23 protein-coding genes are annotated in these 23,271 nt (G+C 69.8%); 16 read left to right on the top strand and 7 right to left on the bottom strand.

Translation table 11 applies throughout. From position 1 onward, the window contains the following. The first annotated feature begins 188 nt into the window (after positions 1 to 188). The 10 genes from mdcA (at position 189) to DMX10_RS21700 (ending at position 9,003) form a co-directional block, all read left to right on the top strand. The gene (gene mdcA, locus DMX10_RS21745) at positions 189 to 1,853 is read left to right on the top strand and encodes a malonate decarboxylase subunit alpha (RefSeq protein ID WP_111263023.1); all 1,665 of its coding nucleotides are present in this window, start codon (positions 189 to 191) and stop codon (positions 1,851 to 1,853) included. Continuing rightward, positions 1,853 to 2,701 (top strand): triphosphoribosyl-dephospho-CoA synthase, encoded by an 849-nt coding sequence (locus tag DMX10_RS21740; protein WP_111263022.1) that lies wholly within the window; start codon positions 1,853 to 1,855, stop codon positions 2,699 to 2,701. Before mdcA ends, DMX10_RS21740 begins: the two co-directional genes overlap by 1 nt. 2 nt (positions 2,702 to 2,703) lie before the next feature. After that, the gene (locus DMX10_RS21735; protein WP_111263021.1) at positions 2,704 to 3,003 is read left to right on the top strand and encodes a malonate decarboxylase subunit delta; all 300 of its coding nucleotides are present in this window, start codon (positions 2,704 to 2,706) and stop codon (positions 3,001 to 3,003) included. After that, positions 2,996 to 3,850 (top strand): biotin-independent malonate decarboxylase subunit beta, encoded by an 855-nt coding sequence (locus DMX10_RS21730; RefSeq protein WP_111263020.1) that lies wholly within the window; start codon positions 2,996 to 2,998, stop codon positions 3,848 to 3,850. Before DMX10_RS21735 ends, DMX10_RS21730 begins: the two co-directional genes overlap by 8 nt. Continuing rightward, on the top strand, positions 3,847 to 4,632 hold the full coding sequence (gene mdcE / locus DMX10_RS21725) for a biotin-independent malonate decarboxylase subunit gamma (protein ID WP_111263019.1): 786 nt from the start codon (positions 3,847 to 3,849) through the stop codon (positions 4,630 to 4,632). Before DMX10_RS21730 ends, mdcE begins: the two co-directional genes overlap by 4 nt. A 22-nt stretch (positions 4,633 to 4,654) precedes the next feature. After that, complete coding sequence (locus DMX10_RS21720; RefSeq protein WP_111263018.1) at positions 4,655 to 5,269, top strand: malonate decarboxylase holo-ACP synthase; 615 nt, start codon at positions 4,655 to 4,657, stop codon at positions 5,267 to 5,269. Then, on the top strand, positions 5,266 to 6,186 hold the full coding sequence (gene mdcH, locus DMX10_RS21715; protein WP_111263017.1) for a malonate decarboxylase subunit epsilon: 921 nt from the start codon (positions 5,266 to 5,268) through the stop codon (positions 6,184 to 6,186). Before DMX10_RS21720 ends, mdcH begins: the two co-directional genes overlap by 4 nt. Before the next feature lie 60 nt (positions 6,187 to 6,246). After that, positions 6,247 to 6,651, top strand: coding sequence for a malonate transporter subunit MadL (madL, locus tag DMX10_RS21710; protein WP_111263016.1), 405 nt, complete (start codon positions 6,247 to 6,249; stop codon positions 6,649 to 6,651). A 5-nt stretch (positions 6,652 to 6,656) separates the two neighbouring features. After that, positions 6,657 to 7,421 (top strand): malonate transporter subunit MadM, encoded by a 765-nt coding sequence (gene madM / locus DMX10_RS21705; protein WP_111263015.1) that lies wholly within the window; start codon positions 6,657 to 6,659, stop codon positions 7,419 to 7,421. Positions 7,422 to 7,599: 178 nt separating this feature from the next. Continuing rightward, complete coding sequence (locus DMX10_RS21700; protein ID WP_111263014.1) at positions 7,600 to 9,003, top strand: sodium:proton antiporter; 1,404 nt, start codon at positions 7,600 to 7,602, stop codon at positions 9,001 to 9,003. Between the two features lie 335 nt (positions 9,004 to 9,338). On the opposite strand, the gene DMX10_RS21695 is transcribed toward DMX10_RS21700, so the two are convergent. After that, positions 9,339 to 10,256 carry a LysR substrate-binding domain-containing protein gene (locus DMX10_RS21695; protein ID WP_111263013.1) on the bottom strand — a complete coding sequence of 306 codons (918 nt, stop codon included), beginning with the start codon at positions 10,254 to 10,256 and terminating at the stop codon, positions 9,339 to 9,341. Positions 10,257 to 10,435: 179 nt separating this feature from the next. Here DMX10_RS21695 and DMX10_RS21690 point away from each other — a divergent pair, with 179 nt between their 5' ends. Together DMX10_RS21690 and DMX10_RS21685 are read left to right on the top strand one after the other, a co-directional pair. After that, a complete protein-coding gene (locus DMX10_RS21690; RefSeq protein ID WP_111263012.1) occupies positions 10,436 to 11,017 on the top strand; it encodes an alpha/beta hydrolase in 582 nt (193 codons plus the stop codon). A gap of 74 nt (positions 11,018 to 11,091) precedes the next feature. Next, a complete protein-coding gene (locus DMX10_RS21685) occupies positions 11,092 to 12,006 on the top strand; it encodes a sigma 54-interacting transcriptional regulator (protein ID WP_111263011.1) in 915 nt (304 codons plus the stop codon). 56 nt (positions 12,007 to 12,062) lie between these two features. On the opposite strand, the gene DMX10_RS21680 is transcribed toward DMX10_RS21685, so the two are convergent. From DMX10_RS21680 to DMX10_RS21670, 3 genes are all read right to left on the bottom strand, one after another. Then, the gene (locus DMX10_RS21680; protein ID WP_021221763.1) at positions 12,063 to 12,428 is read right to left on the bottom strand and encodes a nuclear transport factor 2 family protein; all 366 of its coding nucleotides are present in this window, start codon (positions 12,426 to 12,428) and stop codon (positions 12,063 to 12,065) included. A gap of 194 nt (positions 12,429 to 12,622) precedes the next feature. After that, positions 12,623 to 13,813: an MFS transporter gene (locus DMX10_RS21675; protein WP_111263010.1), complete on the bottom strand. Its 1,191-nt coding sequence runs from the start codon at positions 13,811 to 13,813 to the stop codon at positions 12,623 to 12,625. Positions 13,814 to 13,850: 37 nt separating this feature from the next. Continuing rightward, complete coding sequence (locus DMX10_RS21670; protein WP_111263009.1) at positions 13,851 to 14,885, bottom strand: LacI family DNA-binding transcriptional regulator; 1,035 nt, start codon at positions 14,883 to 14,885, stop codon at positions 13,851 to 13,853. A 217-nt stretch (positions 14,886 to 15,102) separates the two neighbouring features. Between DMX10_RS21670 and DMX10_RS21665 the strand changes: the two genes are divergently transcribed. The 4 genes from DMX10_RS21665 (at position 15,103) to DMX10_RS21650 (ending at position 20,801) form a co-directional block, all read left to right on the top strand. Then, positions 15,103 to 17,358, top strand: coding sequence for a TonB-dependent receptor (locus tag DMX10_RS21665; RefSeq protein ID WP_371921718.1), 2,256 nt, complete (start codon positions 15,103 to 15,105; stop codon positions 17,356 to 17,358). A gap of 79 nt (positions 17,359 to 17,437) precedes the next feature. After that, positions 17,438 to 18,769 carry an LLM class flavin-dependent oxidoreductase gene (locus DMX10_RS21660; protein WP_111263007.1) on the top strand — a complete coding sequence of 444 codons (1,332 nt, stop codon included), beginning with the start codon at positions 17,438 to 17,440 and terminating at the stop codon, positions 18,767 to 18,769. A gap of 56 nt (positions 18,770 to 18,825) precedes the next feature. Continuing rightward, the gene (gene mgrA, locus DMX10_RS21655) at positions 18,826 to 19,869 is read left to right on the top strand and encodes an L-glyceraldehyde 3-phosphate reductase (protein WP_111263006.1); all 1,044 of its coding nucleotides are present in this window, start codon (positions 18,826 to 18,828) and stop codon (positions 19,867 to 19,869) included. Positions 19,870 to 19,871: 2 nt separating this feature from the next. After that, positions 19,872 to 20,801, top strand: a complete 930-nt coding sequence (locus tag DMX10_RS21650) for a sulfonate ABC transporter substrate-binding protein (protein ID WP_111263005.1) — start codon at positions 19,872 to 19,874, stop codon at positions 20,799 to 20,801. A 236-nt stretch (positions 20,802 to 21,037) separates the two neighbouring features. Here the strand turns inward: DMX10_RS21650 and tcyN are convergent, their stop codons facing one another. The 3 genes from tcyN to tcyJ are packed head-to-tail and all read right to left on the bottom strand — an operon-like array spanning position 21,038 to position 23,249. Continuing rightward, positions 21,038 to 21,784 (bottom strand): L-cystine ABC transporter ATP-binding protein TcyN, encoded by a 747-nt coding sequence (tcyN, locus tag DMX10_RS21645; RefSeq protein ID WP_044413919.1) that lies wholly within the window; start codon positions 21,782 to 21,784, stop codon positions 21,038 to 21,040. Then, entirely contained in the window at positions 21,784 to 22,452 is a 669-nt protein-coding gene (tcyL, locus tag DMX10_RS21640) for a cystine ABC transporter permease (RefSeq protein WP_111263004.1), read from the bottom strand. Before tcyL ends, tcyN begins: the two co-directional genes overlap by 1 nt. Further along, positions 22,449 to 23,249, bottom strand: a complete 801-nt coding sequence (gene tcyJ / locus DMX10_RS21635; RefSeq protein ID WP_111263003.1) for a cystine ABC transporter substrate-binding protein — start codon at positions 23,247 to 23,249, stop codon at positions 22,449 to 22,451. Before tcyJ ends, tcyL begins: the two co-directional genes overlap by 4 nt. Positions 23,250 to 23,271: the final 22 nt, after the last annotated feature.

The following is a 23,271-nucleotide window of genomic DNA, read 5'->3' as shown; positions in this document are numbered from 1 at the left end:
CGTCCACCAGCGGAATGATGCCCAACTCCGCATGGTGGACCGGTGAAGCGCGGTCCACCCTACATCCGGCACCCCACCGCAGCGGATCGTTAACCTCGCCGTAACGATCCGACGCCCGGCTTGATTGATGACCCACCGGTCGCGCTCCTAAGGTGCGCTCCACGACAGCGGACCCCGTGGAGCCTCCAATGACAACGACAATCTCCCCACCGCCGCAGTGGTCGCGTCGGCGCGCGGAAAAGCAGCGCCGCCTCGACCGCGTGCGCCACCTCGCCGATGGCGCGGTGCTGCCCGGCGAGCGTATCGTCGAGGCCCTCGAAGCCCTGATCGCCCCCGGCGACCGGGTGGTGCTCGAAGGCAACAACCAGAAGCAGGCGGACTTCCTCTCCCGGTCCCTGGCCAAGGCCGACCCCGGCCGCCTGCATGACCTGCACATGATCATGCCCAGCGTCAGCCGCGCCGAGCACCTGGACCTGTTCGAACGCGGCATCGCCCGCAAGCTGGACTTCTCCTTCGCCGGCCCGCAGAGCCTGCGCATCGGCCAGCTGATGGAAGACGGCCTGCTGGAAGTCGGCGCCATCCACACCTACATCGAGCTGTACTCGCGGCTGGTGGTGGACCTGATCCCCAACGTCACCCTGGTGGCCGGCTTCATGGCCGACCGCGAGGGCAACCTCTACACCGGCCCCAGCACCGAGGACACCCCGGCCCTGGTGGAGCCCACGGCCTTCTCCGACGGCATCGTCATCGCCCAGGTCAACCAGTTGGTGGACGACGTGCGCGACCTGCCGCGCGTGGACATCCCCGCCTCCTGGGTGGACTTCGTGGTGGTGGCCGACAAGCCCTTCTACATCGAGCCGCTGTTCACCCGCGACCCGCGCCACATCAAGCCGGTGCACGTGCTGATGGCGATGATGGCGATCCGCGGCATCTACGAGAAACACAACGTCCAATCCCTCAACCACGGCATCGGCTTCAACACCGCCGCCATCGAGCTGATCCTGCCCACCTACGGCGAGTCCCTGGGGCTGAAGGGCAAGATCTGCCGCAACTGGACGCTCAACCCGCACCCGACGCTGATCCCCGCCATCGAGACCGGCTGGGTGGAAAGCGTGCACTGCTTCGGCACCGAGCTGGGCATGGAGGGCTACATCGCCCAGCGCCCGGACGTGTTCTTCACCGGCCGCGACGGCTCCCTGCGCTCCAACCGCATGCTGTGCCAGCTGGCCGGGCAGTACGCGGTGGACCTGTTCATCGGCGCCACCCTGCAGGTGGACGGCGATGGCCATTCCTCCACCGTCACCCGGGGCCGCCTGGCGGGTTTCGGCGGCGCGCCGAACATGGGCCACGACCCGCGTGGCCGCCGTCACTCCACCCCCGCCTGGCTGGACATGCGCGCCGAGCCCGAGGCCCTGCTGGCGCGCGGCAAGAAGCTGGTGGTGCAGATGGTGGAAACCTTCCAGGAAGGCGGCAAACCCACCTTCGTCGAGACCCTCGACGCCGTCGACGTGGCCCGGAAGACCGGCATGCCCCTGGCGCCGATCATGATCTACGGCGACGACGTCACCCACCTGCTCACCGAGGAAGGTATCGCCTACCTGTACAAGGCGCGCTCCGATGAGGAACGCCGCGCCATGATCGCCGCCGTCGCCGGGGTCACCGCCATCGGTCTGCGCCACGACCCCAGGGACACCGAGCGCATGCGCCGCGAAGGGCTGATCGCCCTGCCCGAGGACCTCGGCATCCGCCGCACCGACGCGACCCGCGAGCTGCTCGCGGCCAAGAGCATCGCCGAGCTGGTGGACTGGTCCGGCGGCCTCTACAACCCCCCGGCCAAGTTCAGGAGCTGGTGATGAATGCACTGATCGCACCCAGCGCCGGGCTGCCCCTGGCCGAGTGGCTGGCGGACCAGGCCGTCGACGCCCTGATCGACGAGGCCGACCTCTCGCCCAAGCCGGCCCTGGTGGACCGGCGCGGCAGCGGCGCCCACACCGACCTGCACCTGGGCATGATGCACGCCTCGGCGCTGGCGCTGTGGCCGGCCTTCAAGGCCATGGCCGAAGCCGCCATCGAACTCGGCACGGTCGGCCAGCCGCTGCGCGAGGCACTGGGCCGCATCGGCCGTGAAGGCGAGGCCGCCATGCTCGCCGTCACCGGCGGGGTCAACACCCATCGCGGCGCCATCTGGGCCCTCGGCCTGCTGGTGGCCGCCGTCGCCCTGGAGCCGGCCAAGGCCGAAGCCGCAGGCATCACCACCCGTGCCGCGCGCATCGCCCTGATCGATGACCGCGCCGCGCCCCGGCAGGACAGCCACGGCAGTCGTGTCGCCCAGCGCTACGGCGCCCGGGGCGCGCGGGAGGAGGCCCAGCTGGGCTTCCCCGCCGTGCGCTTGCACGGCCTGCCGCAGCTGCAGCGCAGCCGCGCCCAGGGCAGCGGCGAGCAGAACGCCCGGCTCGATGCGCTGCTGGCGATCATGGCCGAGCTGGCCGACACCTGCGTGCTCTGGCGCGCCGGCCCCGAGGGGCTCGCCGCCATGCAGCGGGGCGCCCGCGCGGTGCTCGACGCCGGGGGCTGCGCCAGCCTCGACGGGCGCCGCCGGCTGCGCGAACTGGAAACCCGTTTGCTGGGGCTCAATGCCTCGCCGGGCGGCGCGGCCGATCTGCTCGCCGCCTGTTTGTTCATCGACCGAGTCGGGAGCTGACCATGGAAACCCTGTCTTTCGAATTCCCCGCCGGGCAACCCGCCTTTGGCCGCGCGCTGGTGGGCTGCGTCGGCTCCGGCGACCTGGAAGTGCTGCTGGAGCCCGGCCTCGCCGGCAAGTTGTCGATCCAGGTGGTGACCTCGGTGAACGGCAGCGAAGCCCGCTGGCGGCACCTGTTCGAGCGCATGTTCGCCGGCCAGTCGCTGCCGGCCCTGTGCATCGACATCCACGATTTCGGCGCCACCCCCGGCGTGGTGCGCCTGCGCCTGGAGCAGGCCCTGGAGGAGGTGACCCATGACTGACCACGCACGCCTTTTGGCCACCCGCAGCTTCGTCGAACTGGGCGCCCGCCAGCGCGCCCGCAAATTGCTCGACCCGGGCTCGTTCCGCGAGCTGGTGGGGCCCTTCGAGCGGCTGGTCTCCCCCTGGCTGCCGCGCCAGGGCATCGTGCCCCAGGCCGACGACGGCGTGGTGGTGGCCAAGGGCAGCATCAATGGCCAGCCGGCAGTGATCGCCGCCATCGAGGGCGCCTTCCAGGGCGGCAGCCTGGGCGAGGTGGGCGGCGCCAAGATCGCCGGCCTGCTGGAGCTGGCCGCCGAGGACAACCGCCAGGGCATTCCCACCTGCGCCGTGCTGCTGCTGGAAACCGGTGGTGTGCGCCTGCAGGAGGCCAACCTGGGGCTCGCCGCCATCGCCGAGATCCAGGCCGCCATCGTCGAGCTGCGCCAGTACCAGCCGGTGGTCGGCCTGGTGGCCGGGCCGGTGGGCTGCTTCGGTGGCATGTCCATCGCCGCCGGGCTGTGCAGCCACCTGCTGGTCACCCGCGAGGCGCGCCTGGGCCTCAACGGCCCGCAGGTGATCGAGCAGGAAGCCGGCATCGAGGAATACGACTCCCGCGACCGGCCCTTCATCTGGAGCCTCACCGGTGGCGAGCAGCGCATGGCCAGCCACCTGGTGGATGGCTATGTCGCCGACGATATAGACGCCATCCGCGAAGCCGTGCGCGCGTTGCTCGCCAGCCCGGAGCAGACGCTGCCGCGCAGCCGCCGCCACGCCTGGTTCCTCGAACGCCTGGCGCGCCTGGGCGATGACTGCGCACACCTGGACGCCGCCGCCGTGCGCGCCCTCTACGCCGGAGAACAGCCATGAGCCGTGGAATGAACTGGTTGCACGCCCTCGCCGGGGCCGATGAGCAGGCCGGCTATCCGGCCTCGGTGAAGGTGATCGACGGCGAGGTGGGCAGCCGCGCCGCGCGCTTCATCGCCGTGGTCGCGGATGCCGCCAACCCCTTCCCCCGCGCCCGCAACGGCGAGGTGGGCCTGCTGGAAGGCTGGGGCCTGGCCAAGGCGGTGGATGACGCCATCGAGGCCGACGCCGGGCGCGGCACCAAGCGCGTGCTGGTGGCCGTGGTGGACGTGCCCAGCCAGGCCTACGGCCGCCGCGAAGAAGCCTTGGGGATACACCAGGCCCTGGCCGGCGCGGTGGACGCCTATGCCCGCGCCCGCCTCGCCGGGCACCCGGTGATCGGGCTGCTGGTGGGCAAGGCCATGTCCGGCGCCTTCCTCGCCCACGGCTACCAGGCCCAGCGGCTGATCGCCCTGGACGACGCCGGGGTGATGGTCCACGCCATGGGCAAGGCCGCTGCCGCGCGCATCACCCTGCGCAGCGTCGACGAGCTGGAAGCCCTCGCCGCGACCATCCCGCCCATGGCTTACGACCTGGGCAACTACGCCTCCCTCGGCCTGCTCTGGGAGCGCCTGGCTGTGGATAACGTCGAGCAGCCCGCTGCCGTCGATGTCGCCCGGGTGCGCGATTGCCTGGTGCGCGCGGTGGCGGATATCGGCACCAGCACCGACCTGCGCGGGCGCCTCGGCGCCGAGAACCGCGCGGCCTCGACGAAGGTGCGGGCGATGCTGCGGGCGCAGTGGTAAGGCCCTCGCACAGGAGCGGACCATGAAGGCCAATCATCCTCACGATCTCCTCTGGGGCCTCGCCCCGGAGCAACTGCCCGCCGAGGCCCCGGCCTGGGCGCGGCAGGTGCTCGCCGCCGGCCAGCCGGTGGTGGTGCGCCGCGCCCTGTGCGAGCCGGGTTGGGTCGCCGTGGGGGTGCGTGGCGCCAGCCGCGAACAGCGCTTCGCCACGCTGATGCCCCTTGCCGCCATCCAGCGCAGCATCAGCCCGCAGCAGCTGCGTCCGCGCACCGCCGGGCACTGGCCGGCGCTGCGCGCGCTGGTCGAGGTGGCGCCACTGCTGGAGGCCACCGGCCTCGCCTGGGGCCCCACCGGCAGCGTCGGTTTCGAGCTGGCCACCGGCGTGCCGGTGCTGCATGCCGAAAGCGATCTCGACCTGCTGCTGCGCACCCCCGAGCCCTTCGAGCGCCCGCGCGCCCGTGAGCTGCTGGCGCTGCTCGACCGCGCCTGCTGCCGCATCGACCTGCAACTGGAAACCCCGTTCGGCGCCATCGCCCTGCGCGAATGGGCCGGCGATTCCCGCCGCGTGCTGCTCAAGTGCGCAGAGGGCGCGCGCCTTGTGGATAACCCCTGGCAGGCCCTGGAGCACGCGGCGTGAGCAGCCTCTTCGCCTTCCCCGGCCAGGGCGCGCAGCAGGTGGGCATGCTCCACCAGCTGCCACCCGAAGCACGTGCCTGCCTCGACGAGGCCAGCGCGGCGCTGGGCGAAGACGTGCTGGCGCTGGACTCGGCCAAGGCGCTGCAAGGCACCCGCGCGGTGCAGCTGTGCCTGCTGATCACCGGGGTCGCCTGCGCGCGCCTTCTGTTGCAGGAGAGCCCGGCGCCGGAGCATGTGGCCGGCCTGTCCATCGGCGCCTACGGGGCGGCGGTGGTTGCCGGTGCCCTGGCATTCACCGATGCGCTGCGCCTGGTGGCCCTGCGCGGCGAGCTGATGCAACAGGCTTATCCACAGGGCTACGGCATGACCGCCATCGGCGGGCTCGACCTCGGCACCCTGGAAGCGCTGCTCGCGGAGGCCGAAGGCCCGGTGTTCCTGGCCAACATCAACGCGGACAACCAGCAGGTGATCGCCGGCAGCGACGCGGCGATGGCCGCCGTCGCCGCGCGTGCCCGCGCCCTGGGGGCCGGCCTGGCGAAGCGCCTGGCGGTCAGCGTGCCGTCCCATTGCCCGTTGCTGGAGGCGCCGGCCCGCGAGCTGGCCAGCGCCTTCGCCGACGTACGGATGCACCGCCCGGTGATCGGCTACCTCAGCGGCACCAGCGCGCGGCCGATCCACGACCCCGAGCGCCTGCGCGACGACCTCGCCTTCAACATGTGCCGCGTGGTCGACTGGCACGGCACCCTGCGCAACGCCTATGAGCGCGGCGTGCGCCTGCACATCGAACTGCCCCCCGGTGCCGTGCTCAGCGGCCTGGCGCGGCGCATCTTCGACCCAGGCACGGTGATCGCCTTCCAGGGCACCCGCCGCGATACGCTGGACGCCCTGTTGCGTCGGGAGGTGAGCCGGACCCGATAACCGCCGTGCGCTTCGAAGGACAACAACAAGCAACTTCGACCCAATGCGAGGACAACAACAATGATCATCTACGGTGTAGCCTTCCTGGCCCTGTGCACCCTTGTCGGCCTGTTCATCGGCGAACTCCTGGGCAAGCTCCTGGGCGTACCCGCCAACGTCGGTGGCGTGGGCATCGCCATGCTGCTGCTCATCTTCATCGGCAGCACCCTGCACAAGCGCGGCCTGATGGGCGCCAAGAGCGAGCAGGGCGTGGAATTCTGGAGCGCCATCTACATCCCCATCGTGGTCGCCATGGCTGCCCAGCAGAACGTGCTCGGCGCGCTGTCCGGCGGCCCCATGGCCATCCTCGCCGGTGTCGCGGCGGTGGCCCTCGGCTTCGCCATGGTTCCGGTGCTGGACCGCCTCGGCCAAAAGAAGCCCGACGCGGCGCCCGCCGCTGACGCCCTGAAGCCTCTGCAACGGTGACCGCCATGTACGAATCCATGATGAAAGTGATCGGCGGCTACGGGCTGATCAGCGGCTTCGCCGTCATCGGCGTGACCATGTGGCTGTCCTACTGGCTCTCCGACAGGCTCACCCGGGGCCGCCTGCACGGCTCGGCCATCGCCATCTTCCTCGGCCTGGCGCTGTCCTACGTGGGCGGCGTGATGACCGGCGGGCAGAAAGGCCTGGTGGACATCCCGCTGCTGTCCGGCATCGGCCTGCTCGGCGGCGCCATGCTGCGCGACTTCGCCATCGTCGCCACGGCCTTCGGGGTCAATATCGAGGAGCTCAAGCGCGCCGGCGTGTCCGGGGTGGTGGCGCTGTTCCTGGGCATCGGCACCTCCTTCGTCGCCGGGGTCGGCGTGGCGCTGGCCTTCGGCTACACCGACGCGGTGAGCCTGACCACCATCGGCGCGGGGGCGGTGACCTACATCGTCGGCCCGGTGACCGGCGCGGCCATCGGCGCCAGCTCCGAGGTGATGGCGCTGTCCATCGCCGCCGGCCTGGTGAAGGCCATCCTGGTGATGGTGGCGACGCCCTTCGTGGCGCCCTTCATCGGCCTCAACAACCCGCGCACGGCGGTGATCTTCGGTGGCCTGATGGGCACCTCCAGCGGCGTGGCCGGGGGCCTGGCGGCCACCGATCCCAAGCTGGTGCCCTACGGCTGCCTGACCGCCGCCTTCTACACCGCCCTGGGCTGCCTGCTGGGCCCGTCGCTGCTGTTCTTCGTCATGCGCGCTCTGATGGGCTGACGGTGCCGGCAGGCCGCTGATCGAGGGCGCTGTCAACGCCGCAGCGGCAGCGCATCTGGCTTTTCATCAGCCTGCTAGGTCGGGGCTGCGCTTTGGTTTAGCATCCCCGCTCTCGTCGGGGCGCGACGACCCGCTGGGGCGTCGCGCCGTCTTCGTCCCACCCAGCCTGGTCGTCCCGATGCCCGTACTGCGAGCCCGCCTGCTCATCCCGTTCCTGCTCCTGCCCGGCCTGGCCCAGGCCGCCGAGGTCGACGGCGCCAGCCTGGGCCTGCTCTGGGCGCTGCCGTTCGCCGGCATCCTGCTGAGCATCGCGCTGCTGCCGATCATCGCCGGTGACTTCTGGCACCAGCATTACGGCAAGATCACCGCCGGCTGGACGCTGCTGTTCCTGGTGCCCTTCATCGCCCGCTTCGGCCCCCACGCGACCCTGGCCATGGGCATGCACGTGCTGTTCGCCGAATACCTGCCCTTCATCGTGCTGCTGCTGGCGCTATTCACCATCTCCGGCGGCATCCTGGTGCAGGGCAACCTGCACGGTTCGGCCTGGCTCAACACCCGGCTGCTCGCCCTGGGCACGCTGCTGGCCTCGGTGATGGGCACCACGGGCGCGGCCATGCTGCTGATCCGCCCGCTGCTGCGCGCCAACGACAACCGCCGGCACAACGCCCACGTGGTGGTGTTCTTCATCTTCCTGGTGGCCAATGTCGGCGGCGGGCTGACGCCGCTGGGCGACCCGCCGCTGTTCCTCGGCTTCCTCAAGGGCGTAGACTTCTTCTGGACCCTGAAGCACATGGCCCTGCCGGTGCTGGCCATGGCCCTGCCATTGCTGGCGATCTTCTACGTGTTCGATCGCTACCTCTTCAGCCGCGAGGACGAACTGGCTCTCGTCGATCCCACCCCCGATACGCCGCTGCACGTTCACGGGCAGTTCAACTTCCTGCTGCTGGCCGGCGTGGTCGGTGCGGTGCTGCTCTCGGGGGTGTGGAAGCCGGGCATCGGCTTCGAGCTGCCCGGCATCCGCGTGGAGCTGCAGAACCTGGTGCGCGACGGCCTGCTGCTGGCCCTGGCGGGGTTGTCGCTGTGGCTGACCCCCGGCTGGACGCGCAGGGGCAACGAATTCAACTGGGGGCCGATCGTCGAGGTGGCCAAGCTGTTCGCCGGCATCTTCCTCACCCTCACCCCGCTGATCGCCATCCTCCGCGCCGGCCGCGACGGGCACCTGGCAGCGGTGGTCGCCGCCGTCACCGGTGCCGATGGCCAACCGCTGGACACCATGTATTTCTGGATGACCGGGGTGCTCTCCAGCTTCCTCGACAACGCGCCCACCTACCTGGTGTTCTTCAACCTCGCCTCCGGCGATGCGCAGGTGATGATGGAGCGGTTGCCGCAGACCCTGCTGGCGATCTCCATGAGCTCGGTGTTCATGGGCGCCATGACCTACGTCGGCAACGCCCCGAACTTCATGGTCAAGGCCATCGCCGAGCAGCGCGGGGTGAAGATGCCGAGCTTCTTCGGCTACCTGCTCTGGTCCTGCGCCGTGCTGCTGCCGCTGCTGGCGGTGCTGCAGTGGGTGATGCTCTAAGGGGGCGCTCGGCGTTCCCTGCAGGGGCGACTTCAGTGGTCCTGTCTGCGTCAAGTGTCGCTGGAAGATTTGAGCCCGGCTGATTGCCGAGTCCCGGTGCGGCTCTTGGTTTCGCCCACCCGGGCGAGTCCCGTACGGGTCTGGCTTCGCCAGAACCTTCCTCGATGTGCGCATCACGCTCGGGGCACGGTGACTTGCGTAGGGTGGCGTAAAGCGAAGCGAAACCCACGCGGTGGGCGTGACAGGGAGTCATGAATGCTCGGAAAGTACCTTGCTTTAAAACCACAACAGCTAACGCAGACAGAGCCACTTTCAGTCGCCCGACGGCGCCGCCTTCACCCCCCGCGCGCCAGGCTGTACATCCGGCACTCGGCCAGCAGCGCCAGCAGGTTCGGGTCGCGCTCCTTGGCCTTGAGGAAGACCACGCCGATGTGCTGCTGCAGGCGGTAGCGCGCCTGCAGCGGGATGAGCTTCACCCGGTTCTCGTACACCGCGGCGATGCGCCCGGGCAGCAGGGCGTAGCCGACCCCGGAGCTGACCATGCTGAGCAGGGTGAAGATGTCGTTCACCTGCATCGCCACCTTCGGCTCGAAGCCCGCCTGCTCGAACACCCGGCCGCCGTCGCGGTGGGTGGCGAAGCCCTGGGTCAGGGTGATGAAGGTGGAGTCGGCCAGGTCCGCCAGGTCCACCTCGGGCTGGCCGGCGAAGGGCGAGTCGGTGGGCACGGCGAGGAAGATGTCGTCGGAGAACAGCGGCAGCTGCTCGCAATCGGCATCGCTCACGCCCTCGTCGAGGGACACCAGGATGGCGTCCAGCTCCATGTTCTTCAGCTTGTAGAAAAGATCGACGTTGGAGCCGAGGATCAGGTCGATGTTCAGCTCGCTGCGCCGCAGCTTCAGCCCCATGATCAGCTGCGGCACCGTCTTCACCGTCAGCGAATAGAGCGAGCCGAGCTTGAAGCGCTCGGCCGAGAAGCCTGCCGCCTCACGGGTCAGGCGCACCGTCTCGAGCACGTCCTGCACCAGCTTCTGCGCGCGCTCCTCCAGCACGAAGGCGCTCTCCAGCGGCGTCAGGTTGCGCCCCTCGTGCTTGAACAGCGGGCAGCGCAGGGCGCTCTCCAGGGAGTGGATGGCGCGGTGCACGCTGACGTTGCTGGTGTTCAGCTCCGCCGCCGCGCGGGAGAGGTTGCCGCTGCGCATGAAGGCGAGGAAAGTCTGCAGCTTCTTCAGGGTGAGTTCGTCGTCGATCTGCATGGCACCGCGTCCGGGTGGCTGGAGCGAAGAGGCCATCCTACAAGCTCGGGCCCGCGAACCCGATGGGACCTTTAGTGAATAAGCTAATAATGCATAAGCAAATAAATTCTTATTCCTTAACAGATATATGAGCAGCCCCTAGACTCCCCTTCGTCGAAACATTGCACGGAGGGCTCGCCATGCGCAGCCAGGCCATTCGCTACCTGATCCTGCCGGGATGGCAGGGCTCGCCAGACGAGCATTGGCAGAGCCATTGGCAACGCACCCTGCCCAACGCCAGCCGCGTCGAGCAGGCCGACTGGGACCTGCCCGAGCGAGAGGTCTGGGTGACGGCGCTGGAGCGCGCCATCGACGCCGAGCGCACGCCGGTGATCCTCATCGCCCACAGCCTGGGCTGCGTCACCGTCGCCCACTGGGCCCGGCAGGCCGACCCGGACGTACTGCGCCGGGTGCGTGGCGCGCTGCTGGTGGCACCGGCCGATGTCGAGCGCCCCGGCTGCCCCGAGCCGCTGCGCGGTTTCGCCCCCATTCCCCAGGCCTCGCTGCCCTTCCCCACGCTGCTGGTGGGTTCGGACAACGACCACGCCGCCAGCACCCCGCGCGCGCTGGAACTGGCCCGCCACTGGGGCGCCGAGCCGGCCATCCTCGCGGGTGCCGGGCACATCAACGTGAAGTCCGGCCACCAGCGCTGGGAGCAGGGCTTCGCCTACCTCTACCGCCTGCAGGGGCGCATCGAGCAGCTGACCCGCAAGCGCGCCTGAGCCGGGCGCGCCTCCATTCATCGCGTGACGTCCGGGACCTGCCAGCGCGCAGGCCCCGGCGGGAGATTTCGTCCATGAGCCAGCCAGCCAATGGCCAACCCCTGCTGACCTTCGCCGACGCTGACCGCAGCCCGCTGAGCATCCGAGCCCGCGCGCTGGTGTTCGTCGACGCCCGTTCGCGGCGCCTGCGGGAGGAAATCGAACACCTGGCACCGGCCGCCGTGCCGGTGCTGATCCAGGGCGAGACCGGCACCGGCAAGGAGCTGCTGGCGCGGCAGATCCACCGCGCCAGCGAGCGGCCGGGGCTGTTCGTCGCGGTCAACTGCGGCGCCATCAGCAAGGCCTATGCCGAGGCCGAGCTGTTCGGCCACGCCCCCGGCGCCCATGCCGGTTCGGCCAGCAGCCGCGCCGGCTGGTTCGGCTCGGCCAACGGCGGGACGCTCTACCTGGACGAGATCGGCGACCTGCCGCTGCCGCTCCAGGCGCGCCTGCTGGCGGCCCTGGAAAGCCGCGAGGTGACCCGCGTCGGCGCCCAGCAGCCGACCCCGGTGGACGTGCGCCTGGTGGCCGCCACCAGCATCGACCTGGCCCAGGCGGTGCGCGCCGGCAAGTTCGACGAGCGGCTCTACCAGTACCTCAACGAAGGGCGCGTGGAACTGCCGCCGCTGCGCGAGCGCCCCGACGACATCCTGCCGCTGGCCGAGTACTTCCTCGGCATCTACGCCCAGCGCCTCGACCTGCCGCTGCCGCTGATCGGCGCCCAGGCCCAGGCGGCGCTGGAGGGCTACCCCTGGCCGGGCAACACCCGCGAGTTGGAGAACAGCATCCACTTCGCCCTGCTGGTGAGCGACGGCGAGGAGATTCAGCCGCACCACCTCAACCTGCCGCCCGCACCGAGTTATGCACAGCTCGCCCAGCAGCTGCGCCAGTTGGCGGCCAACGATGTGGACAACCTGCGGCAGCTGTTCGCCGAGGTGCTGGCGGGGTAGGACGTCGAGGGGGCAAGGGGTGGGTCGACGAGATGCGACCCACCCGGAGGCAGGCCCTAGCCGTGCAGGTGGAACAGCTTGTGCACGATGCGCCAGCGGCCGTCGATCTTCAGCAGCGAGAGGTAATCGGTGAAGTCCAGGCCGGCGTAGACGTCGGTGACCTTGGCCAGGGCGGTGTCGCCGGTGAGGTCCAGGGACTCCAGCCGCCACACCGGTGCTTCGCCCTCGGCCACCACCGGGCCCCTGGCCTGCAGGCCGGCGATGAAGGCCTCCGGCGAGAGCCACTGCAGGTCCGGGCCGAAGTGCCCGACGATGCGGCTGTCGGGGTGGAAGGCGCTGCGCAACAGCGTCGCGTCCGCCCGCACCATGCCTTCCACGTAATCCCGTACCACCGCCTCGATGGCCTGGCGTTCCGCTTCCATGTCCGTGCTCCTGTCGCGTGGGAAAGGCCAGAGCCTAGCCCGCCCGGACCGATACCGCAGCTCCCGATGTTCCGTACCGCGAACCCTCCCGGTCGCATCATGCGGGTGCGGCTCATACCGCCCGTAGGATGGGCTGAGCTACGCGAAGCCCATCACTCCGATGCTCGGCGCGCGGCTCGGAGCTGGACGGTGGATCAATGGATCTGCCCGGCCGCCTGGAGGCGCTCGCGGGTGGCGCGCAGGCGCGGCAGGGGCAGGCACACCAGCAGGGTGGCGACCAGCACGGCCACGCCCATCAGCGGCAGGTTGGCCAGGCCCATCCCGGTGCTCAGCCACAGGCCGCCGACGAAGGCGCCGCTGGCGTTGCCCAGGTTGAAGGCCGCGTGGCTGAGGGTGGCGGCGAGGCTGGCGGATTCGCCGGCCTGTTCCACCAGCAGCAACTGCAGCGGCGAGGAGATGGCGAAGCTCGCCACGCCCCAGAGGAACAGGCAGGCCAGCGCCAGCACCGGCACCTGGGCGAAGACGAACAGCCCCACCAGGCACAGGGCGCTCACCGCGAAGGCCCCGGGCAGGGCGAAGCGCAAGCCCTTGTCCGCCAGGCGCCCGCCCAGCAGGTTGCCGATTGTCAGGCCGATGCCGAACAGCAGCAGGGCGAAGTTGGCGTGCTCCGGGCTGAAGCCGGAGACATCGCGCAGCAGCGGGCTGATGTAGGTGAACACGCCGAACAGCGCCACCGACGACAGGCTGCACACCCCCAGCGCATGCAGCACCGGCCGCCGGAAGATGCCGTCCCAGGCACCGGCGGCGTTGGGCTGCGGCCTGGCCGTGGCCGGCAGCCAGAGGAACTGCGCCAGCAGCGTCAGCAGGCCCAGGCCCGCCACCACCATGAAGGTCACCCGCCAACTGGTGGCCTGGCCCAGCCAGGCGCCGGCCGGCACCCCGAGCACGTTGGCGATGGTCAGCCCGCTGAGCACCAGCGCCATGGCCGAGGCGCGGCGATGGGGCGGTGCCAGCTCGGCGGCCAGCAGGGTGGCGCAGCCGAAGAAGCCGGCATGGCTGAAGGCGGTGAACATGCGCGCCGCCAGCAGCCATTCGTAGCTGGGGGCCAGGGCGCAGGCGAGGTTGCCCAGGGCGTAGGCGCCCATCAGCCAGAGCAGCGCCTGGCGCCGGGGCAGGCGCCCCAGCAGCGGGCCCAGCAGCGGCGCGCCGATGACCACGCCCATGGCGTAGGCGCTGACCAGCAGGCCGGCGTCGGAGAGGCTCACGGAAAGGTCCTGGGCCACCTCGGGCAGCAGGCCCATGATGATGAATTCGCTGCTGCCGACGACGAAGCCGCCAAGGGCCAGGGCGAGCAGGGGGAGGGAGAGAAGGGTCGAGGGATTCATGGCAAGAGGCAGGGCTTGTTGCGAGGGGGCGCGGATTCTACGCGCTTTCCCGGGCGATGACCTGGCAGTCGAGCAGATTCAGGCGCTCCACCTCGCCCTCCACCGGCAGCACGCCCAGCGCCTCCAGCACCCGGGTGGCGGCGCGCTCGCCGATCTCCAGCGCCGGCGGGCGGATGGTGGTGAGGCTGGGCAGCAGCATCTCGGCGAACGGGTAGTCGCCAAAACCCATCACCGCGCAGTCCCCCGGCAGGTCCAGGCCCGCCCGCTGGCCGGCGAGCAGGCCGCCGGCGGCGAGGTTGTCGTTGGCGAAGATGATCGCGTCCGGCCGGGGCGAGCGCTTCATCAGCGCCTCCATGGCCTGCTTGCCGGCCTCGAAGGGCGCCAGGCCGCTGCTGGGCACGAAGACCCAGGGCTCGAGGCCGGCCTCGCGCAGGGTGTCGGCGTAGCCGTCGCGGCGGTCCAGGGCGCTGAAGTCGCCGGCGGCGCTGTTCTGCACGAAGGCGATGCGCGTGTGCCCCTTGTCCAGCAGGTAGCGGGCGGCGGCGACGCCCACGTCGCGGTGGAGGAAACCCACCTGCATCGGCGCGCGCTCGGGCTGGTAGTCCCAGACCTCGACGACCGGGATGTCCGCCTCGGCGAGCATCTTCTCGGTGCCGGGGCTGTGGAAATGGCTGGTGACCACCAGGGCTGCCGGCGACCAGCCGAGGAAGGCGCGCACGGCGCTCTCTTCCTGCTCCTCGGAGAAGTAGCTGGAGGCCAGCAGCAGCTGGTAGCCGTGGCGCGCCAGGGTGTCGCTGAAGCCCTGGATGGTGTTGGCGAAGATCGGCCCGGAGATGTTGGGGATGACCATGCCGACGATGCGTCCGCGCGCCGAGGCCAGGCCGCCGGCCACAAGGTTGGGCACGTAGCCCAGCTCGGCCACCGCCGTTTCGATGCGCCCGCGCAGTTCCTCGGAGACCTGCTCCGGCTGGTTGAAGTAGCGCGACACGGTGATGGCGGACACGCCGACGCGCTCGGCCACGGCGCTGAGGGTGACGCGTCCCGCGCCTCGGCGCTTGCGGGGGCTGCTCATGAAATGATCATCCTGAAAGGCATATAAAAGTAATTTTTAATTATTTGACGATCTATTGGCGTCGCTCGGATACTGGCGATGTTAGCGCTAACAACGAACGGCTGTCTGCCTTTTTGCTGCCACTCGCACGAGCGAGACCAGACCGCGACAGCCCACAAGGAGCCTGCCACGCAGCAGGCACGTCTGGTCTCCGCAGGGCAGTGAAACGAGCATGAGCATCCACAGCAATCCGGCCGCACCGCGCGGCCTTCGCACCTCCCACGGCGGGCGCCGCAGCCCGCTGGCCATCGGTATCCTTCTGGCGGCGCTGGGGAGCGCCGCCGGGGCCGCCGAGCGCACCCCCGACAGTACCGCCGACGGCCAGAAGGCCGCGCCCACGCTGAAGACGGTGACCGTCACCGCCACCCGCCGCGAAGCCAGCCTGCAGGACGTGCCGGTGGCCGTCTCCGTGGTGCAGGGCGAGCAGCTGGAGCGCGACAACCGCAACAACGTCGGCGCCATCGTCCAGCAGGTGCCGACCCTCAACTACCGCACCGGTGCCTCCAACAAGGACACCTCGCTGTTCATCCGCGGCGTCGGCACCATCTCCACCTCGCCGGGGGTCGAGCCCACGGTGGCCACGGTGGTGGACGGCGTGGTGTTCGGCCGCCCCGGGCAATCCACCCTGGACCTGCTGGACCTGGAGCGCATCGAAGTGCTGCGCGGCCCCCAGGGCACCCTGTTCGGCAAGAACGCCTCGGCCGGCGTACTCAACATCGTCAGCCAGGACCCGCCCGAGCAGGGCCACGGCTACGTGGACTACTCGCACTTCGGCGGCGGCAACGAGAACCGCCTGCGCTTCGGCATCGGCGGCCGCCTGAGCGACACCCTGAAAGGCTCCCTGAGCACCCTGCTGGGGCGCTACGACGGCAACGTCGAGAACGTCGCCAACGGCCACGACGTCAACGGCTACGACCGCAAGGGCGTGCGCGGCAAGCTGGTGTTCGAGCCGGACGACGCGCTCAAGGTGACCCTGATCGCCGACCGCATGGAGGGCGAGGACACCCTGCCCAGCGGCGTGATCACCTCCACCAGCAGCGCGGCCTTCGCCAGCGCCCTGCGCCCGGTGGTGCCGAGCGACCACAACCGCGACATCCGCAGCGACTACAAGACCTACGTCGAGGACACCAACAGCGGCCTGTCCGGGCAGGTGGACTGGAAGCTGGGGGACTTCACCCTCACCTCCATCACCGCCTGGCGCGGCTGGGACAACACCCAGTACCAGGACGGCGACCGCTCGGCGCAGCTGCCGCTGACCGCCTCCCACGACAAGGGCGAGGTGGACTACGACCAGTACTCCCAGGAGTTCCGCCTGGCCTCGCCCAAGGGCGGCTTCAACGAATACGTGGTCGGTGCCTACTACTTCCATGGCCGCTCCGAGGAGACCTACCGGCGCCTGTCGGTCAACGGCGGCACCCCCAACAGCGGCCGCGCCGACTACAGCGTGACCAACGACAGCGTCGCGCTGTTCGGCGAGAACACCTTCAACCTCACCGACGACTTCCGCGCGCTGTTCGGCCTGCGCTGGACCCACGACGACCTGGAGTACGACCACCGCCGCACGTCCACCTCCGCCACCGCCGTCACCGGCATCCAGCCCTCCACCGCCAGCTCGGGCTCGGTGGACGAGGACGGCTGGTCCGGCCGCACCGGCCTGCAGTACGACTTCAGCGACGACCTGATGGGCTACGCCACCTACTCGCGCGGCTACAAGGGCCCGGCCTACAACGTGTTCTTCAACATGCAGCCGCGCGACACCGGGGCGCTCAAGCCGGAGACTTCCGACTCCTACGAGCTGGGCCTCAAGGCCACCGCCCTGGACAAGCGCCTGAGCGCCAACCTGGCGGTGTTCCACACCGACTACGACGACTACCAGGCGAACTTCTTCGACACCGTGGCCAACCAGGTGGTGACCCGCCTGATCAACGCCGGCAGCGTGAAGACCCAGGGCGTGGAGCTGGACACCAGCTTCCAGGCCACCCGCCAGCTCAAGCTGTCCGCCGCCCTGGCCTACACCAAGGCGCGGGTGGACCACTTCAACTGCCCGCCCGGCGCCGCCGCCACCTGCAACATCGACGGCGGCCGCTTGCCCTTCACCCCGGACTGGAAGGCCTACGTGCGCGCCGACTACAGCATCCCGCTGGACAACGGCCTGGATGTGGAACTGTCCACCGACTACAGCTGGCAGGACGAGGTGCAGTTCAGCCTCGACCAGAACCCGGACACCGTGCAGGGCGCCTACGGCATCTGGAACGCCAGCATCGCCCTGGCCGACTACAACGCCGGCTGGCGCGTGGCGCTGCTGGGCAAGAACCTCGCCGACACCTCCTACGCCCAGTCCCTGGCCAGCGGCGGCAGCTACATCTACCGCGCCGTGCCACGGGACGACGAGCGCTACTTCGGCGTCCAGCTGCGCAAGGATTTCGACTTCTGACCCGCGCCTGCGTGCAGGAACCGCCCGAGCCGCCGCAGAGCGGCCGGGCGGCACCCCCACCGACCCCGGTAACGACACCATGACCCGATCCCGACAGCTCTCCCTCGGCGCCTTCCTGATGGCCACCGGTCACCACGTGGCCGCCTGGCGCCACCCGGACGTTCCCGCCGACACCCTCGACTTCGCCCAGTACAGACACCTGGCACGCATCGCCGAAGCGGCGAAGTTCGACGCCCTGTTCGTCGCCGACAGCGTCGCCGCGCCCACCAGCGACATCGCCAGTCACATGGCCCGCTCCACCTACTTCGAACCGCTGACCCTGCTCAGCGCCCTGGCCGCCGTCACCGAGCGCATCGGCCTGGTGAGCACCGTTACCACCAGCTACAACGAGCCGTACCACGTGGCGCGCAAGTTCGCCTCGCTGGACCACATCTCCGGGGGGCGTTCGGGCTGGAACCTGGTGACTTCCGACGCTGCCGCCGAGGCGCTGAACTTCAACCGCGAGGCCCACCTGGGCCACGCCGAGCGCTACGCCCGCGCCCGGGAATTCCACCAGGTGGTCACCGGCCTGTGGGACAGCTGGGAGGACGACGCCTTCCTCCGCGACAAGGCCAGCGGCCAGTACTACGACCCGGCCAAGCTCCACGTGCTGGCCCACCAGGGCGAGCACTTCCGCGTGCAGGGTCCGCTCAACGTCGCCCGCTCGCCCCAGGGCCGGCCGGTGGTGGTGCAGGCCGGCTCCTCCGAGACCGGCCGCGAGCTGGCCGCCGAGACCGCCGACGTGGTGTTCACCGCGCAGACTTCACTGGCCAAGGCCCAGGCCTTCTACGCCGACCTCAAGGGGCGCCTGGCCAGGTTCGGCCGCCACGAGGACGAGCTGAAGATCATGCCCGGCGCCTTCGTTGTCGTCGGCGCCAGCGAAGCCGAGGCGAAGGAGAAGTTCGAGCAGTTCCAGGCGCTGGTGGAGCCCCGTGTCGGCGTCGCCCTGCTGGGGCGCATGCTCGGCAACTTCGACCTCTCCGAATACCCGCTGGACGGCCCGCTGCCCGAGCTGCCGCTGACCCAGGACGGCCAGCAGAGCCGGCAGAAGCTGCTCACCGAACTCGCGGGGCAGGAGAACCTCACCCTGGCCCAACTGGGCCGGCGCATCGCCGGCGGGCGTGGCCACCACAGCCTGATCGGCACCCCGGCGCAGATCGCCGACGAGCTGCAGGCCTGGTTCGAAGGCCGCGCCGCCGATGGCTTCAACGTGCTGGTGCCGCACCTGCCCGCCGGTCTGGAGGACTTCGCCACCCAAGTGGTGCCGGAGCTGCAGCGGCGCGGCCTGTTCCGCACCGAGTACCAGGGCCGCACCCTGCGCGAGCACCTCGGCCTGGCGCGGCCGGCGAACCGCTTCGCACGCCCTGCCTGACATTCACCGGGGCCCCGCGCCAGCGCGGCCCCGACAACCTGAAGCGAGACCCATCCATGACCTATATCGCCGCCCCCGACCGCTACGAACGTATCCCCTATCGCCGCGTCGGCCGCAGCGGACTGGTGCTGCCGGCCCTGTCCCTGGGCCTATGGCACAACTTCGGCGACGCCACGCCCATCGACACCCAGCGCGCCCTGTTGCGCACCGCCTTCGACCTGGGCATCAACCACTTCGACCTCGCCAACAACTACGGGCCGCCCTATGGCAGCGCCGAGATCAACTTCGGCCGCCTGCTCAAGGAAGACTTCCGCGCCTACCGCGACGAGCTGGTGATCTCCACCAAGGCCGGCTGGGACATGTGGCCCGGCCCCTACGGCCAGGGCGGCAGCTCGCGCAAGTACCTGCTCTCCAGCCTCGACCAGAGCCTGGCGCGCCTGGGGCTGGACTATGTGGACATCTTCTATTCCCACCGCTTCGACCCCGACACGCCCCTGGAGGAAACCGCCGGCGCCCTGGCCAGCGCGGTGCAGCAGGGCAAGGCGCTGTATGTGGGCATCTCGTCCTATTCGGCGGGCAAGACCCGCGAGCTCGCCGCGCTGCTGCGCGAATGGAAGGTGCCGCTGCTGATCCACCAGCCTGCCTACAACCTGTTCAACCGCTGGGTGGAGAAGGACCTGCTGGCCACCACCGAGGAACTGGGCACCGGCGTCATCGCCTTCACCCCGCTGGCCCAGGGGCTGCTCACCGACAAGTACCTCGGCGGCGTGCCGGCGGATGCGCGGGTCAACCGCCCCGGCGGCGCCTCGCTGCGCCCGGAGCACCTGGCCGAGGCCAACATCGCCCGCGCCCGCGCCCTTGCCGAGATCGCCCGGCGCCGGGGCCAGAGCCTGGCCCAGCTGGCGCTGGCCTGGACCCTGCGCGATGCGCGGGTGACCTCGGCGCTGATCGGCGCCAGCCGCCCGGAGCAGATCGTCGAGAACGTCGCCGCCCTGGACAACCTCGCCTTCAGTGCCGAGGAGCTGGCGGAGATCGACCGCCACGCGGTGGAAGGCGGCATCAACCTCTGGGAAAAACCCTCCACCGACTGGCAGGCCTGAGCATGCAACGACTTCGACTGGGCGCCGCGTTGCTGGCGCTGCTGACCCTGGCACAGGGCGCCCTGGCTGACCCCGCCACCCTGCGCATCGGCTACCAGAAGGGCTCCGCCAGCCTGGTGCTGGCCAAGGAGCACGGCCTGCTGGAGCAGCGCTTCCCCGCCACCCGGGTGCAGTGGATCGAATTCCCCGCCGGCCCGCAGATGCTCGAGGCGCTCAACGTCGGCAGCCTGGATCTGGGCTCCACCGGCGACATCCCGCCGATCTTCGCCCAGGCCGCCGGGGCCGACCTGCTCTACGTCGGCGCCGAACCGCCCAAGCCCCAGGCCGAGGTGATCCTGGTGCCCGAAGGCAGCCCGATCCAGTCGGTGGCCGAGCTCAAGGGGCGCAAGGTGGCCTTCCAGAAAGGCTCCAGCGCCCACAACCTGCTGCTGCGCGCGCTCAAGGCGGCGGGGCTGTCCATGGCCGACATCCAGCCGCTATTCCTCACCCCGGCGGATGCCCGCGCCGCCTTCGAGCAGGGCAGCGTGGACGCCTGGGCGATCTGGGACCCCTACTACTCGGCCATGGAACTGGAGGGCCATGCACGGCTGCTGGCCAACGGCGAAGGACTGGGGCTGAGCGGGCCCTTCTACCTGGCCGCGCGGGGCTACGCCGAGGCCGATCCGGCGTTCGTGCAGCAGGTGCTGGGGGGGATCTCCGAGGCCGAGGCCCTGACCCGCAGCGACCGCGACGGCAGCATCGCCCTGCTGGCGAAATTCATGGGCCTGCCCCCGGCGGTGATCGAGCGCAGCTTCCAGCACCGCCCGGCCTCGCCCATCGGCCCGGTCACCGACGACATCGCCGCCGCCCAGCAGCGCACGGCAGATCTGTTCCTGGAGAACCGGCTGCTGCCCAGGCGGGTGGATGTCGGCAGCGCGGTTTGGAGGCCGTAGGGGGGCGAGGCCTGTGATGGGTTTCGCTGCGCTCTACACCATCCTACGGGGGGTGTTCATGGAGTCACCCGCCCTACGGATTGCCGGTGGCTGATCGGTGTGTAGGGTGGACCACGCTTTATCGGTCCACCACCGGGGCCACCCTCAACGCCGCTGGTGGATGGAAAGAGCGCCATCCACCCTACGCCGCCATCGCGACTGAAGTCGCTCCCACGGGGTTTCGTCGGGGCGACCGCTCATCCCACCAGGAACTTGGCGAGGAACTGCCGGGTGCGTTCTTCCTTCGGGGCGCTGAACAGGGTCTTGGCGTCGCCCTGTTCGACGATCACGCCCTTGTCGATGAAGATCGCGCGGTTGGCTACGTCGCGGGCGAAGCTCATCTCGTGGGTGACGATGACCATGGTGCGCTTCTCCTCGGCCAGGCCGCGGATGGTGGTCAGCACCTCGCCCACCAGCTCGGGGTCGAGCGCGGAGGTGGGTTCGTCGAAGAGGATCACGTCCGGTTCCATCGCCAAGGCGCGGGCGATGGCCACCCGCTGTTGCTGGCCGCCGGAAAGGCGCTTGGGGTAGGCGTCTTCCTTGCCCGCCAGGCCGACCTTGGCCAGCAGCGCGCGGGCCCGTGCGATGGCGCGCTCGCGGGGTTCCTTCTTCACCACCACCGGGCCTTCGATGACGTTCTCCAGCGCGGTGCGGTGGGGGAAGAGGTTGAAGTTCTGGAACACGAAGCCGACGTGCTGGCGCAGCTGGCGGATCAGCCATTGCTGCTGCTTCAGGGGCTGGTTGGCGTCGATCTCGATCCGGCCCAGCTGGAGGGTGCCGCCGTCGGGCTCTTCCAGCAGGTTGAGGCAGCGCAGCAGGGTGGTCTTGCCCGAGCCGCTGGGGCCGATGATGGCGACCACTTCGCCCGGCTCGATGGTCAGGTCGATGCCCTTGAGCACCGCCTGGCCCTTGAAGGACTTGGTCAGGTTACGGACGGTGATCATCAGCTGTCCTGTTCATGGCGGTTGACCCGCGCTTCGAGCCGGGCCTGGAAGTGCGCCAGCACGGTGGCGAGCACCCAGTAGACCAGCGCGGCGGCCAGGTACATGGTGAAGATCTCGAAGGTGCGCGCGGTGATCAGCTGTGCCTGGCGGAACAGCTCCGGCACCTGGATGGTGGCGGCCAGGGCGGTGTCCTTGACCAGCGAGATGAAGCTGTTGCCCAGCGGCGGCAGGGCGGTGCGCGCGGCCTGCGGGAGGATGGCGCGGACCAGCGCCTGGCTGCGGCTCATGCCGATGCTGGCGGCGGCTTCCCATTGCCCCTTGTCGATGGAGGCGATGGCGGCGCGGAGGATTTCCGAGGTGTAGGCGGCCATGTTCAGCGAGAAGCCGATCAGCGCCGCCAGCAGCGGGCTCAGCTCCAGGCCGAGCTGGGGCAGGCCGTAGTAGATGATGAACAGCTGCACCAGCAGCGGCGTGCCACGGAAGAACGACACGTAGACCCGCGCCAGGCCGCGCACCGGGGCGATGGCATAGAGGCGCCCCAGGGCCAGGGCGAAGCCCAGCAGCAGGCCGAAGAACATGCCGCCGAGGCTCAGTACCACCGTGTAGAGCGCACCCTTGAGCAGGAAGGGTGCGGAGTCCAGCGCCAGTTGCAGGCTGGTTTCGATCATTGGGTCACGTCAGCCTTGAACCATTTCTCGGAGATCGCCTTGAGGGTGCCGTCGGCCTTCAGCTTGGCGATGGCCTTGTCGATGGCGGCGAGCAGTTCCGGGTCACCCTTGCGCAGGGCGATGCCGGACTCCTGGCGGGAGAAGGGCTCGCCGGCCACGGCCAGGCGGCCACCGGTCTTCTCGATCATTTCGAAGGCGGCCAGGCGGTCCACCAGGATGGCGTCGATACGGCCGACGTTGAGGTCCTGGAACTTGGTGGGGTCATCGTCGTAGGTGCGGATATCGGCCTTCGGCGCGTTTTCCTTCAGCCACTGCTCGTAGTTGGTGCCCAGGCCCACGCCGACCTTCTTGCCGGCCAGGTCGGCGGCGCTCTTGATGCTGTCCTCGTTGCCCTTGCGCACCAGCGCCTGGATGCCGGAGACGGTGTAGGGGGTGGAGAAGTCGTATTTCTTCTTGCGCTCCTCGGAGATGGTCACCTGGTTGATCACCAGGTCCAGGCGCTTGGACTCCAGCGCGGCGAGGATGCCGTCCCACTTGCTCGGCTGGAACTCGGCCTTCACGCCCAGTTCCTTGGCCAGGGCTTCGGCGAACTCCACTTCGAAGCCGGTGAGCTTGCCGTTCTCATCCTGGAAGTTGAAGGGCGGGTAGGTGCCCTCCAGGCCGACCTTGACCGAGCCCTTGTCCTTGATCTGTTGCAGCAGCTCGCCGGCCACGGCGCTGTTGCCGACGAAACTGGCGCCCAGGGCGAGGCCCAGGGTGCCGATGAGGAATTGACGACGCAGGGTTGCGAATTTCATGGATGAGCCTCACGAGACAGGT

The organism is Pseudomonas sp. 57B-090624 (assembly GCF_003234055.1).
Lineage (GTDB): Bacteria > Pseudomonadota > Gammaproteobacteria > Pseudomonadales > Pseudomonadaceae > Metapseudomonas > Metapseudomonas tohonis.
The sequence above is the reverse complement of the archived record's forward strand: the minus strand, read 5'-3'. Positions and strand labels throughout refer to the sequence as shown.